At 32.6% G+C, this 17190-nt stretch carries 15 protein-coding genes; 8 read left to right on the top strand and 7 right to left on the bottom strand.

What is annotated here, in order from left to right:
* Nucleotides 1-58: 58 nt before the first annotated feature.
* Nucleotides 59-1039, top strand: coding sequence for a LuxE/PaaK family acyltransferase (locus QMA06_RS01380; RefSeq protein WP_290205062.1), 981 nt, complete (start codon nucleotides 59-61; stop codon nucleotides 1037-1039).
* Nucleotides 1040-1194: 155 nt separating this feature from the next.
* Here the strand turns inward: QMA06_RS01380 and QMA06_RS01385 are convergent, their stop codons facing one another.
* Both QMA06_RS01385 and tyrS read right to left on the bottom strand, forming a co-directional pair.
* A complete protein-coding gene (locus QMA06_RS01385) occupies nucleotides 1195-1554 on the bottom strand; it encodes a DUF1572 domain-containing protein (protein ID WP_318036591.1) in 360 nt (119 codons plus the stop codon).
* A gap of 240 nt (nucleotides 1555-1794) precedes the next feature.
* Complete coding sequence (tyrS, locus tag QMA06_RS01390; RefSeq protein ID WP_290205063.1) at nucleotides 1795-3105, bottom strand: tyrosine--tRNA ligase; 1311 nt, start codon at nucleotides 3103-3105, stop codon at nucleotides 1795-1797.
* 113 nt (nucleotides 3106-3218) lie between these two features.
* On the opposite strand from tyrS, the gene QMA06_RS01395 reads away from it, so the two are divergent.
* Nucleotides 3219-4232, top strand: a complete 1014-nt coding sequence (locus QMA06_RS01395; protein WP_290205064.1) for an NAD-dependent epimerase/dehydratase family protein — start codon at nucleotides 3219-3221, stop codon at nucleotides 4230-4232.
* Here the strand turns inward: QMA06_RS01395 and QMA06_RS01400 are convergent.
* The 3 genes from QMA06_RS01400 to QMA06_RS01410 are packed head-to-tail and all read right to left on the bottom strand — an operon-like array spanning nucleotide 4192 to nucleotide 6795.
* Nucleotides 4192-4698 carry a DUF4296 domain-containing protein gene (locus QMA06_RS01400; RefSeq protein ID WP_290205065.1) on the bottom strand — a complete coding sequence of 169 codons (507 nt, stop codon included), beginning with the start codon at nucleotides 4696-4698 and terminating at the stop codon, nucleotides 4192-4194. The two genes, QMA06_RS01395 and QMA06_RS01400, sit on opposite strands and share 41 nt — an antisense overlap.
* Nucleotides 4699-4700: 2 nt before the next feature.
* Nucleotides 4701-6044: a dihydroorotase gene (locus tag QMA06_RS01405; protein ID WP_290205066.1), complete on the bottom strand. Its 1344-nt coding sequence runs from the start codon at nucleotides 6042-6044 to the stop codon at nucleotides 4701-4703.
* A 34-nt stretch (nucleotides 6045-6078) separates the two neighbouring features.
* Nucleotides 6079-6795 carry a polyprenol monophosphomannose synthase gene (locus QMA06_RS01410; protein WP_290205067.1) on the bottom strand — a complete coding sequence of 239 codons (717 nt, stop codon included), beginning with the start codon at nucleotides 6793-6795 and terminating at the stop codon, nucleotides 6079-6081.
* 352 nt (nucleotides 6796-7147) lie between these two features.
* Between QMA06_RS01410 and QMA06_RS01415 the strand changes: the two genes are divergently transcribed.
* Both QMA06_RS01415 and QMA06_RS01420 read left to right on the top strand, forming a co-directional pair.
* The gene (locus QMA06_RS01415) at nucleotides 7148-7798 is read left to right on the top strand and encodes a DUF4271 domain-containing protein (RefSeq protein ID WP_290205068.1); all 651 of its coding nucleotides are present in this window, start codon (nucleotides 7148-7150) and stop codon (nucleotides 7796-7798) included.
* Between the two features lie 16 nt (nucleotides 7799-7814).
* Nucleotides 7815-8564: a uroporphyrinogen-III synthase gene (locus tag QMA06_RS01420; RefSeq protein ID WP_290205069.1), complete on the top strand. Its 750-nt coding sequence runs from the start codon at nucleotides 7815-7817 to the stop codon at nucleotides 8562-8564.
* A gap of 81 nt (nucleotides 8565-8645) precedes the next feature.
* Here QMA06_RS01420 and QMA06_RS01425 read toward each other — a convergent pair whose 3' ends face one another.
* On the bottom strand, nucleotides 8646-9077 hold the full coding sequence (locus QMA06_RS01425; protein WP_290205070.1) for a tellurite resistance TerB family protein: 432 nt from the start codon (nucleotides 9075-9077) through the stop codon (nucleotides 8646-8648).
* A 162-nt stretch (nucleotides 9078-9239) separates the two neighbouring features.
* Here QMA06_RS01425 and mfd point away from each other — a divergent pair, with 162 nt between their 5' ends.
* From mfd to QMA06_RS01440, 3 genes are read left to right on the top strand one after another with little or no spacing between them, the layout of a single operon-like run.
* Nucleotides 9240-12587, top strand: a complete 3348-nt coding sequence (mfd, locus tag QMA06_RS01430; RefSeq protein WP_290205071.1) for a transcription-repair coupling factor — start codon at nucleotides 9240-9242, stop codon at nucleotides 12585-12587.
* Nucleotides 12580-13443: a DMT family transporter gene (locus QMA06_RS01435; RefSeq protein WP_290205072.1), complete on the top strand. Its 864-nt coding sequence runs from the start codon at nucleotides 12580-12582 to the stop codon at nucleotides 13441-13443. The genes mfd and QMA06_RS01435 overlap by 8 nt, the downstream gene beginning before the upstream one ends.
* A 54-nt stretch (nucleotides 13444-13497) precedes the next feature.
* Entirely contained in the window at nucleotides 13498-14799 is a 1302-nt protein-coding gene (locus tag QMA06_RS01440; protein ID WP_290205073.1) for a TlpA family protein disulfide reductase, read from the top strand.
* Nucleotides 14800-14961: 162 nt separating this feature from the next.
* Here QMA06_RS01440 and QMA06_RS01445 read toward each other — a convergent pair whose 3' ends face one another.
* Nucleotides 14962-15897: a nicotinic acid mononucleotide adenyltransferase gene (locus QMA06_RS01445; protein ID WP_290205074.1), complete on the bottom strand. Its 936-nt coding sequence runs from the start codon at nucleotides 15895-15897 to the stop codon at nucleotides 14962-14964.
* Nucleotides 15898-16166: 269 nt separating this feature from the next.
* Here QMA06_RS01445 and QMA06_RS01450 point away from each other — a divergent pair, with 269 nt between their 5' ends.
* On the top strand, nucleotides 16167-17168 hold the full coding sequence (locus tag QMA06_RS01450) for an NAD(P)H-dependent glycerol-3-phosphate dehydrogenase (RefSeq protein WP_290205075.1): 1002 nt from the start codon (nucleotides 16167-16169) through the stop codon (nucleotides 17166-17168).
* Nucleotides 17169-17190: the final 22 nt, after the last annotated feature.

The raw sequence follows: 17190 nt of genomic DNA on the forward strand, positions 1-17190 counted from the left end.
TTTTAAAGCGTTCCGAATATTTATCGGGACGCTTTTTTATTTTCCATATTTTTGCGACATGATATTCACTGACAGTATTTTTAATATAAAATCCAAAACAGAATTTGATGCTTTAGCTCTAGATGTGTTTAAATTTCAGTTTAAAAACAACGCTGTCTATCGTTCCTTTTGCGATTTACTATATAAACATCCGGCAGATGTAAAATGTGTTTCTGAAATTCCATTTTTACCAATTCAGTTTTTTAAATCACATCACATATTAAGCTCCTCACAACCTGTGGATAAAACATTTTCTAGCTCTGGTACTACAGGAAGTGTAACTAGCAAACATTTGGTGTCTGATATAGCGCTGTATGAGAAAAGTTATCTCAAAGCTTTTAAACATTTTTATGGAAATATTGAAGATTATGTAGTTTTAGCATTGCTCCCATCTTACTTAGAACGTGATGGTTCTTCTTTAATTTATATGGTAAATGATTTCATAGAAAAATCGAAATCTCCTGAGAGCGGTTTTTATCTCAATAATATTAAAGAATTAGCCCATACACTACAAGCACTCGAAGCTAAAAAGCAAAAAACCTTACTCATCGGAGTCTCGTTTGCCTTATTGGATTTGGTTGAAGCCTATCAATTTAATTTAAAACATACTATAATTATGGAAACTGGTGGAATGAAAGGCCGACGTAAAGAAATTATTAGACAAGAGTTGCACCAAATTCTACAAACTGGTTTTGGGGTTAACCAAATTCATAGTGAATATGGTATGACCGAACTTTTGAGTCAGGCGTATTCTAAAGGTCATGGAACTTTTGACTGTCCGCCTTGGATGAAGATAATTACCCGCGATACTGAAGATGCACTCACCATACAACAACCTAACAGAACTGGTGGAATTAATGTGATTGATTTGGCGAATATAAATTCATGCGCATTTATTGCCACACAAGATTTAGGTAAGGTTGATGAGAACGGTCAATTTGAAATCATCGGACGATTTGATAATTCCGATATAAGAGGCTGCAATTTAATGGCTTTGTAAGGAAAATAATTTTTATACGACTTAATTATTGCTATGAAAAAGTAAGATTTCATAAGTTGATTGATTGGTTGAGAAGTGCTCAAATTTATTTTGGGCACTTTTTTTCAATTTCGCCAGGAACTAAGTCTATTAATAACATCTTAAACACCTATTAACTATTTTATAATTAGCTTTTTAATTAATACTATTTGGCCTAGATGATAATAACTATGCTCAAGCATTCCGTCTATATTTCGTAAATAGGTGCCAAACTTCTTATCTATAAAGTCATTACTTAAATTGTCTTCAGGCATATTTTCAATTAAAACTGCTAATGCTTCCGTATCGCTCCAAAATTGATGTAAAAAAATGTCCCATTCTTGCTGTGATTCCATGGGTTGAAAATCGAAACTGTATTTATCCCTAATATTAAGTTCATTATTGAGAAACGCATTTTTTATACCTGAGATATAATAATGAATATGTTGTGCTAAAACTGATATAGTATTTAAAGATTCGTGCTTGGTATTAGCTATTCGTCGGTCTAAATTTTCTAATTAGTTTTTGTAATTTGTATGAGCGATCCATGCTCCATTCAGAATGACTTCCCTTAATCGATTTGCCAATTCTTCTGTATGTTTCATAATCCTTTAATTTGAATTGAACACATTCTTTGTAATGCTTTCTAATAAGTTCTTAAATAAGGAAGGTACAAAAAAAGACCTCACAGATTTTAATTATCTGTGAGGTCTTTTTAAGTTTACTATAAACTAATATTAAACCACTTTTAAGATGAAATTCGTTTTTTTGCCTCTACTTAAAATAATATATTTATCATGAATTAGATCTTCAGAAGATAATATGTAATCCTCTTTTATCTTTTCTTTATTTACGGCAATGGCATTTTCTTTTAATGCCCTACGCGCATCACCATTGGAATTTAAAAAATTTGTTTTCGCCGCTAATGCCCCAATCATATCTAATCCGTCGTTGAATTCTGCTTTAGAAATGTCAGCATGTTTTACACCTTCAAAAACGTCTAAAAATAAGGATTCAGACAATTGTTTAATTTCATTTTTAAAATCTTTACTAAACAAAATTTCTGATGCTTTTACCGCATTATCATAATCATCTCTACTATGCACAAACACCGTTATTTCTTCAGCTAAACGTTTTTGTAACAATCGTAAATGCGGAGTTTCTTTATGATCCTTAATTAAAGTTTCAATCGTACCTTTATCTAAAAATGTAAAAATTTTGATATACTTTTCAGCATCCTCATCACTAGAATTTAACCAAAATTGGTAAAATTTGTAAACGGACGTTTTATCGGCATCTAACCAAATATTACCACCTTCAGATTTACCAAATTTAGAACCATCTGCTTTTGTAATTAAAGGACAGGTCATAGCATAAGCCTTAGCTTGGTCTTCTCCATCGTGCATTCGTCTTACCAACTCTGTTCCTGTGGTAATATTTCCCCATTGGTCGCTACCTCCCATTTGCAATTTACAACCCATGGTTTTATACAAATGATGAAAATCGTAACCTTGAATCAATTGGTACGTGAATTCGGTAAAAGACATTCCGATACTTCCTTCTTCTCCAGAAAAACGTTTTTTCACAGAGTCTTTAGCCATCATGTAATTTACCGTGATACGCTTACCGACGTCTCTTGCAAAATCAATAAAGCTGAAATCTTTCATCCAATCGTAGTTATTCACTAAAACTGGCGCATTTTTTTCGGTTGAATTAAAATCTAAAAAGCGCGATAATACACTTTTAATACCCGCTACATTATGTGCTAAAGCCACCTCATCTAATAAATTACGCTCATCACTTTTACCTGAAGGATCACCAATCATTCCCGTTGCTCCACCAACCAATGCTACAGGTTTATGACCTGCTCTTTCCAAATGAACCAATAAGATTATAGGTACTAAACTTCCTATATGAAGCGAATCTGAAGTCGGGTCAAAACCAATATAGGCGGTAGTCATTTCTTGCTCTAATTGTTCTTCTGTGCCTGGCATGATATCGTGTACCATTCCTCTCCAACGTAATTCTTCTACAAATTTATTTGCCATACCTTTTTAGTTTCAAAAATTGATTGGCACAAAGATATGTTTCCGTATTAAAAGAGAAAAGACAATTCTAGCTCAATTTATACTTTAGAATCAAAAAGATGTAACTTTGTGGTATGATACTAGTCACGGGAGGAACAGGTTTAGTAGGTTCACATTTACTTTTTCAACTATTGAAAAATGGTGAACCGATTCGTGCTACATATCGTCGTAAAAAAACTCTAAATCGTGTAAAACATGTTTTTTCTTATTTCACTGATGATGCCGACGCTTATTTTAATAAAATTGAATGGGTAGAGGCCGATATTAATGATATTCCTAGGTTAGTAAATGCTTTTAAAGGTATATCGTATGTTTACCATTGTGCTGCTTTTGTATCGTTTGAACCAGATAAATATAAATTATTACGAAAAATAAATATTGAGGGCACAGCGAATGTTGTGAATTTATCTATTAGTCATCAAATTAAAAAGCTTTGTTATATCAGTTCTATTGCTGCCATAGGACATCACAATAATCCTGAAAAGTTAATCGACGAGCAAACGGATTGGAATCAAGAAGACGACAACAGTGTTTATGCCATTACAAAATATGGTGCAGAGCTAGAAGTGTGGCGCGGTACGCAAGAAGGATTAAATGCTGTAATAGTTAATCCGGGAATTATATTAGGTGCCGGTTATTGGCACGGGGGAGGAAGTGGCAGTTTGTTTAAACGCATTAATAAAGGTTTACCCTATTATACAAATGGTATTACGGGTTACGTAGATATTTGGGATGTTGTAAATGCCATGCAACAACTTATGGATAGTGAAATTATAAATGAAGGTTTTATATTAGTTTCTGAAAATCTCAGTTTTAGAACTGTGCAGACTAAAATAGCAAACGCACTTAAAGTCAATCCACCAAACAAAGAAGCAAAACCATGGCTTCTGAAAATAGCCTGGAGATTAGATTGGTTAAATAATAAACTGCTTGGTAAACGCAGAAGTTTATCAAAACAAGCAGCAAAATCTGCAGTGAGTATTACAAAATATGATGCTTCAAAAATAATGAACACCTTAGATTTTGAGTTTAAATCTATTGACGACTCTATTTCTGAAGTGTGTCTTTTGTTTCCAAAAGAAGTATAGGTTCTCGCATTTTAATAGCAATGCTATCTAACGATCTTTTGACTTTAATATCGTCCTTAGATTTTTTATTTAAATTTTTAAGGGAATCTCTTCGTTTTTTAATAGAGTCATTTTCTTTTTCCTTTAGAGCTTCAAACTTTTGTTTTTCTTTTTCTAATCTGGTCTTTACACGCTCTATTATGTCACTATATGTTTCTGCCTTAAATGTATAATAAGTGTTATTTTGCGCAAATTGGGTACTATCAATATTATATTTTTCTAGAATATAATGTTCTGGATTAAGGCCATTAATTTCCAAAGTATTTCTATTCACTCCTTTGGCAGCGTTAATAATATACAAATCATACAAAAGATTAGACATCTGATCTTCTGAAATTAAATTATCGGGTTTTTGGGGTCGGTCTATATCATTGCACGCCATAATGAAAATACTGAGCACCAAAATTACACTGACTTGTTTTATCATTTTTATCTATTAAATGTCAATCGTTCGCCTGCTTTAACGTTTAGTATCTTAAAATTGTTATATACCAACTGGCCGTTAACAAAGGTGTGCGTAATTCTACTTTTAAAGGTGTTACCTTCAAAAGGAGTCCATGCACATTTATATAATATATTGCTCTTATTGACGGTCCATGGACTTTGAGGATCTATAATTACCAAATCTGCAAAATACCCTTCTTTTATATAACCTCGTTTTTCTACGTTGAATAGAATTGCAGGGTTATGACAAGTTTTTTCAACAATTTTTTCAACCGAGATTTTACCTTGATGATGTGCTTCCATTAAAGCTACTAAAGCATGCTGAACTAAAGGTCCACCAGAAGGAGCTTTTGTATATAAATTGTTTTTTTCTTCTAAAGTATGTGGCGCATGGTCAGTCGCAATGACATCTATTCTATCATCCAGTAAGGCCTTCCAAAGCTGATCTCGGTCTTTAGCTGTCTTAACCGCTGGATTCCATTTTATATGACTTCCTTTTTTGGCATAATCTTCATCCGAAAACCATAAATGATGTACACAAACCTCGGCGGTAATCTTTTTATCTTTTAGAGGCACTTTATTTGAAAACAAACTAGTTTCCTTTCCTGTTGATAAATGAAAAACGTGTAATCGTGCTCCTGTTTTCTTTGCTAATTCAATCGCTTTTGAAGACGATATATAACAAGCTTCTTCACTACGAATAATAGGATGCAATTCCATTGGGATATCATCTCCATATTCCGCTTTATACTTGGCTAAATTCTTTTGTATCGTGGCTTCATCTTCACAATGTACCGAAATCACCATATCTGTACTCGAAAATATTTTTTCAATTACGCTTGGATCGTCAACTAGCATATTTCCTGTAGAAGAACCTAAGAATAATTTTAAACCTGCGACGGTTTTTGGGTTTACCTTTAAAATTTCGTCTAAATTATCGTTTGTACCCCCAAACATAAAAGAATAGTTGGCATAGGAGGAATTGGCAGCTATATCAAACTTTTCCTCTAACTTTTCTACAGTTGTGGTTTGTGGATTGGTGTTTGGCATTTCTATAAAAGACGTAATTCCGCCAGCAACGGCCGCACGAGATTCGGTTTCTATAGTAGCTTTATGGGTAAGTCCTGGTTCTCTGAAATGAACCTGATCGTCAATCATGCCCGGAAATACATAATTCCCTTCCACGTCAATCACGGTTATATCAGCAGATTTAACGCTAATGGATATATCAATTTCCTTAATAATATTATTTTCGATAAGAATATCTCCTTCAACAATTTTTCCTTCGTTGACGATTCTAGCGTTTTTTATGAGGGTATTTCGATTCATTGTTTTTTAAATTCTCAAAGATCCTTTACAGTCTTTAAAATAAACTTTTTAATTTTAAACTAATCACACCAAATATAGCTTCAGAAATAATACTACCGCTCATTTTTGATTTGCCTTTGGTTCTATCTTTAAAGATAACCGGTATTTCTATTATTTGAAACCCTTTTTTATAAGCTTTAAATTTCATTTCAATTTGAAATGCATAGCCTATAAATTTAATTTTTTTCAAATCTATGGCTTCTAAAACCGATCTCTTATAGCAAACGAAGCCTGCTGTTGAATCTTTTACTTTCATTCGAGTAATAAATCTGACATACCGAGAAGCTCCATAAGATAAAATAATTCGGGTCATTGGCCAATTTACAACAGTAATGCCTTTCACATATCTAGAGCCGACCGATACATCCGCCCCATCAATAGCACAAGCGTTATAGAGACGGATTAAATCTTTTGGATTATGCGAAAAATCGGCATCCATTTCAAAAATATAAGAATATACATTTTTCAAAGCCCATTGAAAACCCGCAATATAGGCGGTCCCTAATCCACTTTTTTCTTTGCGTTCTAATAAAAATAGATGATCTTTAAATTCTTGTTGTAAGTTTTTAACCTTGTCGGCGGTGTTATCTGGTGAATTGTCATCAACCACTAGAATATGAAACTCTTTCTGTTGCGAAAATACAGCTCTAATTATTGATTCTATATTTTCAATCTCGTTATAGGTAGGAATAATGACAATGGCGTCAGACATTAACTCAATTTTAAAGACTCTTTTGAGTGGCTATTAATTTTCAACAAAAGTAAAGTTTTAAATGGATTATATGCTGAAATTAACGTTTTTGATAGAAATGAGAACAAAGACTGGAGACGGCTTCGTTGTAAGTCGACAGACTTCATAATAAACAATTTAAACTGTTTTTGAGGTTTTCTTAATTCAAATTTAGTTCTAAAATTTACATCACAATTTATCAATAATTTTTGTCATCGTTGATAACAATTATTTGCGCTTAATAAAATGATTTAAAGCAGAAAATTTTATAGGTTCTCCAAGGAATTATGCATACTAATAGACGTTAACTTAAATTTCTTATTAATTTAGCCTCATGCGAAATTATGTGACATACGAGTGGTTTACCATATTTACAATGGTTGGATTGTTTTCCATCGTTGTTGCCAAATATTTAAACACACTTCGATTTCGTGATTTTCTTTATGTTATCGGCAATTCAAAATACCTTAAAATCTATAGTAAAGATCAAAAATTTATTGATCAATTTGATAGCTTTCTATTTATAAATCTCAGTCTATCAGTTAGTATATTTATTTACTTTGCCTACACTACGTTTATTTCACCTTTAAATTTTGAACTTATTTCATTCTTAAAATTGCTATTGGCTGTTTCCACGATTATTGTTATGAAAACACTTTTAGAACGACTCATAGGCAGCCTTTTTGAAATGGATCATTTAATTGACCACTATCTTTTTCAAAAAACAACATTCAAAAATTTATCAGGCTTGGTTTTCTTCGTTACTAATCTGTTTTTAATTTATACAGATCGTTATACAGAAACCATACTTATTATTGCTTTTATATTAGTTTGTATCATAAATCTTATAGGTTTTATAAGCACCTTTAAAACCCATCAAAAATTAATAAATCCTAATTTGTTCTATTTTTTGTTGTATCTTTGCGCTCTCGAAATTGGGCCTTATATAGTTTTATATAAGGTTATTAGAGATTATAACGCTTAAAACACAAGATTTACGTATGAAAGTGAAAACAATTTTAGTGTCACAACCAGAGCCTAAAATAGAGAACTCTCCATACTTTGATTTGCAAGAAAAGCAAAAAGTTAAGGTGGACTTTAGACCGTTTATCCATGTAGAAGGAGTATCTTCCAAGGACGTAAGACAACAAAAGGTAGATCTTAGCAAATATACAGCCATTATACTTACAAGTAGAAATTCAGTAGACCACTTCTTTAGAGTTGCAGACGAAATGCGTTTTAAAGTTCCAGATTCTATGAAATATTTCTGCCAATCTGAAGCTGTTGCTTATTACCTTCAAAAATATGTGGTTTATAGAAAACGTAAAATTTATGTGGGTAAACGTACTTTTGAAGATTTAATACCTTTAGTTAAAAAATACAAGGACGAATCTTTTTTATTACCTACAACAGATAAAGTTAAGCCTATCATCCCAGAGATTTTAAATGAATTAGGTGTAAATTGGAAGCAAGCAACCTTTTACAAAACAGTTATTAGTGATTTGTCTGATTTAACTAATGTAACCTATGATATCTTAGTGTTTTTTAGTCCGTCTGGTATAGAGTCGCTATTTCACAACTTCCCAGATTTTAAGCAAAACGAAACACGTATCGCTGTATTTGGTAATACCACGGTTAATGCGGTTAAAGAAAAAGGATTGCGTGTAGATATTTCTGCACCAACACCAGAAACACCTTCCATGACCATGGCTTTACAGAAATATATCGATGCTGTAAATAAAGGTAAATAGATAAATTAATTTAAGATTATAAAAAAAAGCGTTTCAATAAATTGAAACGCTTTTTTTATAGACTATTTTTTAGTTGTAGAATTACTCGTTCATAGATTTAATTCCTGCTATAAAATCATCTAACTCAACTTTATCGTGAGCAAGTACTAAAGCCTTGTCCGCAATATATTTTACATTTTGCGAATGAAACCCTAAACCAACGCACAGTTTTTCTAATAACCAATGTTGATTTGGACCTTCAATATCATCTGCCCAAACCATACGTGCTAAATCATACAGACGTTCTAAACGCACGTCGTAAGAGTGTGGTGAGTTAACTGGATGACTATTATAATCCTCTAATATTTGTTTGTAATCGAGTTCTGATATATCTAATCGAGTGGCCAAACGGTCTAAGAACGCTTTTTCTTTTTCTGAAATTACACCATCGCTCATTGCCACTCTAACAATTGACGCAAAGTGGTCTTCATTACGTTTTTTAAATCCGCTATCGAATAAATCTGAAAATGACATATATCTATTTTATTTAGTGTCTAATTATTAATTATGAACAAATATAAATCGTTTGATAGAATTTATCTGTATTCAACCCGTCAAAAATTTTATTGATTTGATTTTTATTTGAATTCTCAAATGAATAAAATCACGTATTTTTGCAACTTTAAACAAAGAAACTTGAGTAAAGTATCTATCGCCCAAACCTTCGCACAGACTTTGCAACTGCAAAATCTGCAAACGGCTATTGCCTCTTCCGAAACTAAGAATAACACAAAAACACATTTAAAAGGCCTGGTTGGCTCGTCATTTTCAATAATGGTTTCTGAAGCTTTTAAAACAGCTGACCAACCATTTTTGTTAATTTTTGATGATAAAGAAGAAGCGGCTTTTTATCTCAACGATCTTGAACAACTCATCAATGATAAAGATGTGTTGTTTTATCCAGGCAGTTACCGTAGACCTTACCAAATGGAGGAAACCAATAATGCAAATGTGTTGTTGCGTGCCGAAGTTTTAAATCGCATCAATTCGCGTAAGAAACCGTGTATTATTGTCACCTATCCTGATGCTCTTTTCGAGAAAGTAGTCACCAAAAAGGAACTCGAAAAAAATACGTTAAAGGTGTCTGTTGGAAATGATTTGAGTATCGATTTTGTAAATGAAGTGTTATTTGAATACAAGTTTAAACGTGTCGATTTTGTTACAGAACCTGGAGATTTCTCAGTTAGAGGAGGTATCGTTGATGTCTTTTCATTTTCTCATGATGAACCTTACCGGATAGAATTTTTTGGAGACGAAGTTGATAGCATAAGAACATTTGATGTAGAAACACAATTATCTACAGAGCGCATTAAAAAAGTCAGCATTATACCAAATGTAGCCAACAAACTTATTGCTGAACAGCGTGAAAGCTTTTTAAAATATATCTCGAATAAAACGGTAGTTTTTTCCAAGAATGCGTCACTAATATTTTCAAGAATTGATGATTTATATGGAAAAGCTGAAGAGGCGTTTAATAATTTATCAAGCGAAGTTAAACACGCTTCTCCTAAAGAATTATTCTGTAATTTAGATTTGATAAAACGACAGTTTTTAGATTATAACTTAGTTGAATTTGGCACTGAAGCCTTTTTTGCTGAGCAACTTATTTCATTTTACACTAAACCCCAACCAGCATTCAATAAGCAATTCAATTTATTAATTGAAAATTTGAATGACAACCATGCTAACGGTATTACTAATTACATCGCTTGCGTTAGCGAACAACAAGCGAAACGGTTTCATGATATTTTTGATGATGCCGAACAAACTGTACATTATAAAACTATCGTACTATCGCTGTATCAAGGTTTTATAGATACAGAACATAAAATTGCACTTTACACCGATCATCAGATATTTGATCGTTATCATAAATTTCATCTTAAAAATGGTTACGCCAAGAAGCAAGCCATTACCTTAAAAGAACTCACCAATCTTGAAATTGGTGATTATGTCACCCACATCGATCACGGCATTGGAAAATTCGGTGGTCTTCAAAAAATCGATGTTGAAGGCAAAAAACAAGAAGCCATAAAATTGGTGTATGGCGAACGCGATATTTTATACCTCAGCATTCACTCTTTGCATAAAATCACCAAGTTTAACGGGAAGGATGGAAAACCACCAACGGTATATAAATTAGGAAGCAAAGCTTGGAAAACATTAAAACAAAAAACGAAATCTAGAGTTAAAGAAATTGCATTCAATCTCATAAAACTTTACGCCAAGCGAAAACTTGAAAAAGGATTTCAATACGCACCAGATAGCCACATGCAACATGAATTGGAAGCCTCATTTATATATGAGGACACTCCAGATCAAAGCACGTCTACAGCAGATATTAAAGCCGATATGGAAAGTGAACGACCAATGGATCGTCTCATCTGTGGTGATGTTGGTTTCGGAAAAACTGAAGTTGCGATTAGAGCTGCATTTAAAGCTGTAGACAACGGAAAACAAGTTGCTGTTTTAGTACCAACAACAATTTTAGCTTATCAACATTCACGGACGTTCAAGGAACGTTTAAAAGATTTTCCAGTAACGGTAGAATATGTCAATCGTTTTAGAACCGCTAAAGAGAAACGAGAAACCTTAGAAGGTTTAGAAAAAGGAAGCGTAGATATTATTATTGGTACGCATCAACTCGCCAATAAAAATGTAAAATTTAAAGATTTAGGTTTATTAATTGTCGACGAAGAACAAAAATTTGGTGTTGCGGTAAAAGAAAAGCTAAAGACGATTAAGGAAAATGTTGATGTGCTAACCTTAACGGCCACTCCAATTCCAAGAACACTTCAGTTTAGTTTAATGGCAGCACGGGATTTATCTGTTATAAACACGGCTCCACCAAACCGATATCCAATTGAAAGTCATGTGATTCGATTTGGGGAAGAAACAATTAGAGATGCGGTGAGTTATGAAATTCAACGTGGTGGCCAAGTGTTTTTTATTCATAATAGAATAGAAAATATAAAAGAAGTTGCTGGTATGATTCAACGTTTAGTGCCAGATGCTAAAATAGGTATTGGACACGGCCAAATGGATGGTAAAAAGTTAGAAACTTTAATGCTCGCTTTTATGAATGGTGAATTCGATGTATTGGTGAGTACAACTATTATAGAAAGTGGATTGGATGTGCCAAACGCAAACACCATTTTTATAAACAATGCCAACAATTTTGGTTTAAGTGATTTACACCAAATGCGCGGTCGTGTTGGACGAAGTAATAAAAAAGCGTTCTGCTATTTCATAACCCCAGATTATTCTGCCATGACTACTGATGCTAGAAAACGTATTTCTGCCTTAGAGCAATTTACAGAATTGGGTAGCGGATTTAATATTGCCATGAAAGATTTGGAGATTCGCGGTGCAGGGGATTTATTAGGTGGTGAGCAAAGCGGATTTATTAATGATATTGGTTTTGATACCTATCAAAAAATATTAAATGAAGCCATTGATGAATTAAAAGAAACTGAATTCTCAGATTTATATAAAGACGATGGTAAGCCTAAAAAATACGTCAAAGAGATTACTATCGATACGGATTTTGAATTGTTATTCCCAGACGATTATATCAATAATATCACAGAAAGACTAAACCTCTACACTAAATTAAACGAAATTAAAACAGACGAAGAGCTGGCTAAATTTGAAACTGAAATTATAGATCGTTTTGGGGAATTGCCTACACAAGTTTCCGATTTACTAGATAGCGTAAGAATAAAGTGGATCGCTACTAAAATGGGCATTGAAAAACTAATTATGAAACAAGGAAAGATGATCGGATATTTTGTTCAAGATCAGCAAAGTGGTTTCTATCAGAGTGATGCATTTACTAAAGTTTTACAGTTTGTACAACGGAATGCAAGTAAGTGCAAGATAAAGGAAAAGCAAACCCGTAAAGGATTGCGTTTACTACTTACGTTTCAAAATATTAAATCTACAAAACAAGCGTTAGCAGCATTATCTCAATTAAATGAATGAAAAAAGTCATTTAAACTATCTGGTATTGCTAATTGTGGCCACCCTATTTATAAGTACATCTGGGCCTTTAGGTAAATTTATAGACCTTCCTACACCAGTAATTATATGGTGGCGTTCATTTTTAGCAGCAATATTTTTATTTCTATTCTGTGTATTTAAAGGGATTAATTTAAAGCTCAGTAATAAAAAAGATCGCTTAACTTTTTTTATCGCAGCACTTTTAATGGGAGGTCATTGGATATCCTATTTTTACGCTCTAAAACTATCTAATGTAGCTATTGGTATGATATCATTATTTACATTTCCCGTAATTATTGCGTTATTAGAACCGTTATTTTCAAAAACAAAATTAGATCCAATACATCTTGTTTTAGGACTTATGGTGTTAGCTGGAATTTATTTTCTTACACCAGAATTTAATTTAGAAAATAATCATTTACTAGGTATATTAAGCGGAGTGTTTTCTGCAGTATGTTACGCATTACGAATTTTAATACTAAAAGGACATGTTACTAAATATAACAGTACTATGCTTATGTTTTACCAAGTAGCAATTTTAGCTCTGATTTTGGCCCCTACACTATGGATTATGGATACGTCAAATATAACAACACAATATCCTTTTATTATACTACTAGCTCTAATTACCACGGCTATTGGGCATACCATGTTTGTACATAGCTTAAAATACTTTAAAGCTAGTACAGCGAGTATAATAGGAAGTGCTCAGCCAGTATTTGGAATTATAATGGCCTTTTTATTTTTAAATGAATTACCTACAAATCAAACTTTTATTGGTGGTGCTTTAATACTGACCACTGTTATCATTGAGAGTACAAGATCTAAACAAGCATAAACGATTATAACGGCTCAATTTTTGAAGCTTTAAAAACCAAAATAATATATCTAAATGAAAAATATCATAATCTTATTATTCGTATTACCTTTCATCTCTTTTTCGCAAAGTGTAAAAGGAACATTTTCACCGGCAAAAGATTATACGTTCGCATTTTTGTACGAGGCTACTCCAGAAAGCGCTAATTATATAAATAGAGGCCAGCTTGATAGTCTTGGTAATTTTGAGATTCAGTTAGACTCGACAGTAAAACCTGGTATCTATAAAATTGTATATGCCGTACCACCAGAAGAAAATAATTTCGATTTTATATACAACGGAAAAGAAACGGTTGCCTTTAATTTCAGTCAAGAAAATGGTGTCAACTTCACCGCATCAGAAGAAAATAAACTTTGGAATTCCTACTTAAAAAGTATAGACATGGTTAACCAAACCATAAGTAACTATTATGCGAAAAGTAATGCTGATCAAAAAGGTTTTAAGGCTATTTTTAAAACTTTAAAAGATACGCAAACAGGTTATGAAGAATTAGCTCAAGGGAAATTGGTGTTAAAATTTATTACAGCAAATAGACCTTATATACCAAACCAATATGAAAACATTAGCCTCTACTCTAAAAATTTAAAAGCACACTATTTAAATCAAGTCGATTTTAGTGATTATTTATTACAAAGTTCAACGTTTTTAATAGATAGAGTTACCGCGTATGTTTTTAATATGGTTGAAAATCCATCTAACACCACTTATAAACAACATATTGATGATGTAGCTGCTGCAATAAGCGATGACAATGCTAAAATAAAAACCAGTTTATTAGAAAAACTTTGGCAACGTTTTGTAGCACTAGAAAATTTGGAATTAGCGAATTTCATTGCAGATAATTATTTATTAGAATTAGCTAAAAAAACAGAAAATCGAGTCTTACACGATATGCTAATCTCTTTTAAAAACACCTCCATTGGATCTAAAGCACCAAATTTTGACATAACTTTAAAAGGTAATAAAACAAGCCTACATCAATTAGACAGAGCAGAGCATTATTTGCTTATTTTTTGGAGTAGTAGTTGTAGCCATTGCTTAGAAGAATTACCGAAAGTTAGAGCGCTAATTGCCGGTACACCTAATTTAAAAGTGGTTGCTTTCGGATTAGAGGAAAATGAACATAATTGGAAAAAGGAAATCGCAAATTATCCCGATTTTATACATAAATTAGGATTAAACAAATGGGATAATCCAACGGTAATTACTTATGGTATTTCAATTACACCCACGTATTTTCTATTAGATTCTTCTAAGGTTATCTCCGCTAAGCCTTATGGATTTGAGGAATTGAGCGAGGTCTTAAAGGCATTGTAAATATATTTTAAATCTATAACAATAAAAAACGCTCAGTAAAACAAGGGTTTTATCTGAGCGTTTTGAGACTAAATAACCAACCAAAATTTAGTCTCATGTATCTTATCTTTTGGCCATAAATTAAAGGTTATAGCCAAAAACGTCTCTATTTATTTTATATTCTTAGACGGTAAGCTTAGGTGTTCTTTCATTTTCAACCTTCTTTGTTTTTCGCTCACGTTTTTTAAATTCATCCACTTCTTTAGCTTCTTTGTTAGAAGTATCTGAATTTCTGTAATATGGAATGTACCCTCTACCTGTAAATTCATAAACTGTACCAGACTGTTCATGTAGCAACGCTATCTTACTATCATTAATAACGCTGAGTTCGAAGGTTTCATTGTCAAAGAAATCATAATCTAATGTTAATGTTTTTAGGTACATATTTCCAGACACATTCTCCACACCATAGCTTCCGGTATAATCCCAAAAAACATTATTTATATTTGTATCTTGAGAACTTCTAAAAATATCATCATTTCCACCAGATAAAAACTGAATATAATTCTCATTATCAAAGTCTTTTAGTAGCCCATAATTACTTGTATATGTTTTTTCCCAAGCATCATATTCTTGTAAGAAGTAATGAATATTATCATAAAAGAGCACATCATAATCAAAATCAGAACGTTGGTAACCATTTAAAAAATAGGACGTATCGTTATAAGAATTATAAAGTTCAATAGTGTTGTTATCAATTTGAAAAACTTCAAACTGATCGAAGCCATCAACTACATGATTAACTTCCAAAACCATATTATACGAATTATAATCACCAATTTCTACACCAAAACCATTCCCTTGATTTCCAAAACCCACCAAATTATTATTGGCGTACATAAGACCGTTATCAAAAGATATCGAAAAGGCAATTTGTAAAAATGGTGTTTCCCCATAACCTTGCGTTGCATTGATATCAACGTACCACAAATCGTAAGAATTTAATAATTGATTTAAGGAAATTGTAGGCTCAACTATTGGTTTTGTTTCTTCAACATAACACGATGTAAAAAAAGTTGCTAAAACGGCACAACTTAATAGTAGTTTTAAATGCTTCATAATCTAACGTTTTAAAGGTTATTATAACGTACAGTTTCAAAACTTGTGCCATAAAAATATACTTGGACTTTAGTTGACAATTGGTAAACTATAGAAATGAACTAACCATTATCTGTTTTTTCACCCGAAGATTCAGCGTCAAAATCTAGTGTATATTGCGCTGTTAGACTCGACATCGATGTATGAGACTTTATTTTTTAGCTCTTTATAACATTAGTCTTTCATTAAAACTTTCCTTATTTTTGAATTACAAACCTGAGGGAATATATATGAGTAATACTACAAAATATGCTGTTTTTGGTGCTGGAAGTTGGGCAACGGCCATTGTAAAAATGCTGTCTGAAAATCTTGATGAAATAGGTTGGTATATGCGAAGCGTTTATACCAAAGAACACATTTTAAAAGAACAGCATAATCCTAGTTATTTAAGCTCGGTTGAGTTTCATACTGATCAATTAAAACTAAGCAATGACATCAACGAAATAGCTGATTGGGCAGATGTACTTATTTTTGTAATTCCGTCGGCTTTTATTCATGCTGAACTTGAGAAATTAACATCGGATATTAGTCAAAAAACCATTGTCTCTGCTGTTAAGGGTATCATGCCGGAAACAGGAAAATTGGTCGGAGAGCATTTTCATGATGAATATAATATACCCTTTGAAAACATTGCTGTAATCGCTGGACCATGTCATGCAGAAGAGGTCGCCTTAGAGCGTTTATCGTATCTCACTATTGCTTGTGACGACTCTAAAAAGGCACAGGCTATCGCTGATAATTTATCGAGCGATTATATTAAAACTAAAATTAGCGATGATGTTATTGGCATAGAGTACGCAGTAATGTTAAAAAATATTTACGCTATTGCAGCGGGGATTGCGCACGGTTTAGGCTATGGAGACAATTTTCAGAGTGTATTAATGAGTAACGGTATTCGTGAAATGAAACGCTTCATTAAAAAGATGCACAAAATGAAGCGTAACATCAATAATTCGGCTTATTTAGGCGATTTATTAGTTACTGGTTATTCCGTATTTTCACGTAACAGAATGTTCGGAAATATGATTGGTAAAGGTTACACCGTAAAATCTGCGCAAATGGAGATGAATATGATTGCAGAAGGGTATTATGCAACGAAAAGTGCTCACTTACTTAATGATAAAAATAAGAAAAAGACTAAACTCCCAATTATCAATGCTGTTTATGACATTTTGTATGAAAACAAAAATCCTAAGAAAGTCTTTGGGAAATTAGTGGATAAGCTGGATTAACCAATTCGTGCGCACGCAGGAA

The sequence above is a fragment of the Winogradskyella bathintestinalis genome, assembly GCF_030407435.1.
Classification (GTDB): Bacteria; Bacteroidota; Bacteroidia; order Flavobacteriales; family Flavobacteriaceae; genus Winogradskyella; species Winogradskyella bathintestinalis.

Bases quoted from the DNA above. Each gene is read 5' to 3' on its own strand.
- QMA06_RS01400 (WP_290205065.1), bottom strand. From the start codon at position 4,698: ATGATAAAACAAGTCAGTGTAATTTTGGTGCTCAGTATTTTCATTATG.
- QMA06_RS01395 (WP_290205064.1), top strand. From the start codon at position 3,219: ATGATACTAGTCACGGGAGGAACAGGTTTAGTAGGTTCACATTTACTT.
- QMA06_RS01425 (WP_290205070.1), bottom strand. From the start codon at position 9,077: ATGTCATTTTCAGATTTATTCGATAGCGGATTTAAAAAACGTAATGAA.
- QMA06_RS01445 (WP_290205074.1), bottom strand. From the start codon at position 15,897: ATGAAGCATTTAAAACTACTATTAAGTTGTGCCGTTTTAGCAACTTTT.
- QMA06_RS01415 (WP_290205068.1), top strand. From the start codon at position 7,148: ATGCGAAATTATGTGACATACGAGTGGTTTACCATATTTACAATGGTT.
- QMA06_RS01450 (WP_290205075.1), top strand. From the start codon at position 16,167: ATGAGTAATACTACAAAATATGCTGTTTTTGGTGCTGGAAGTTGGGCA.
- QMA06_RS01440 (WP_290205073.1), top strand. From the start codon at position 13,498: ATGAAAAATATCATAATCTTATTATTCGTATTACCTTTCATCTCTTTT.
- tyrS (WP_290205063.1), bottom strand. From the start codon at position 3,105: ATGGCAAATAAATTTGTAGAAGAATTACGTTGGAGAGGAATGGTACAC.
- QMA06_RS01410 (WP_290205067.1), bottom strand. From the start codon at position 6,795: ATGTCTGACGCCATTGTCATTATTCCTACCTATAACGAGATTGAAAAT.
- QMA06_RS01380 (WP_290205062.1), top strand. From the start codon at position 59: ATGATATTCACTGACAGTATTTTTAATATAAAATCCAAAACAGAATTT.
- QMA06_RS01420 (WP_290205069.1), top strand. From the start codon at position 7,815: ATGAAAGTGAAAACAATTTTAGTGTCACAACCAGAGCCTAAAATAGAG.
- QMA06_RS01435 (WP_290205072.1), top strand. From the start codon at position 12,580: ATGAATGAAAAAAGTCATTTAAACTATCTGGTATTGCTAATTGTGGCC.
- QMA06_RS01405 (WP_290205066.1), bottom strand. From the start codon at position 6,044: ATGAATCGAAATACCCTCATAAAAAACGCTAGAATCGTCAACGAAGGA.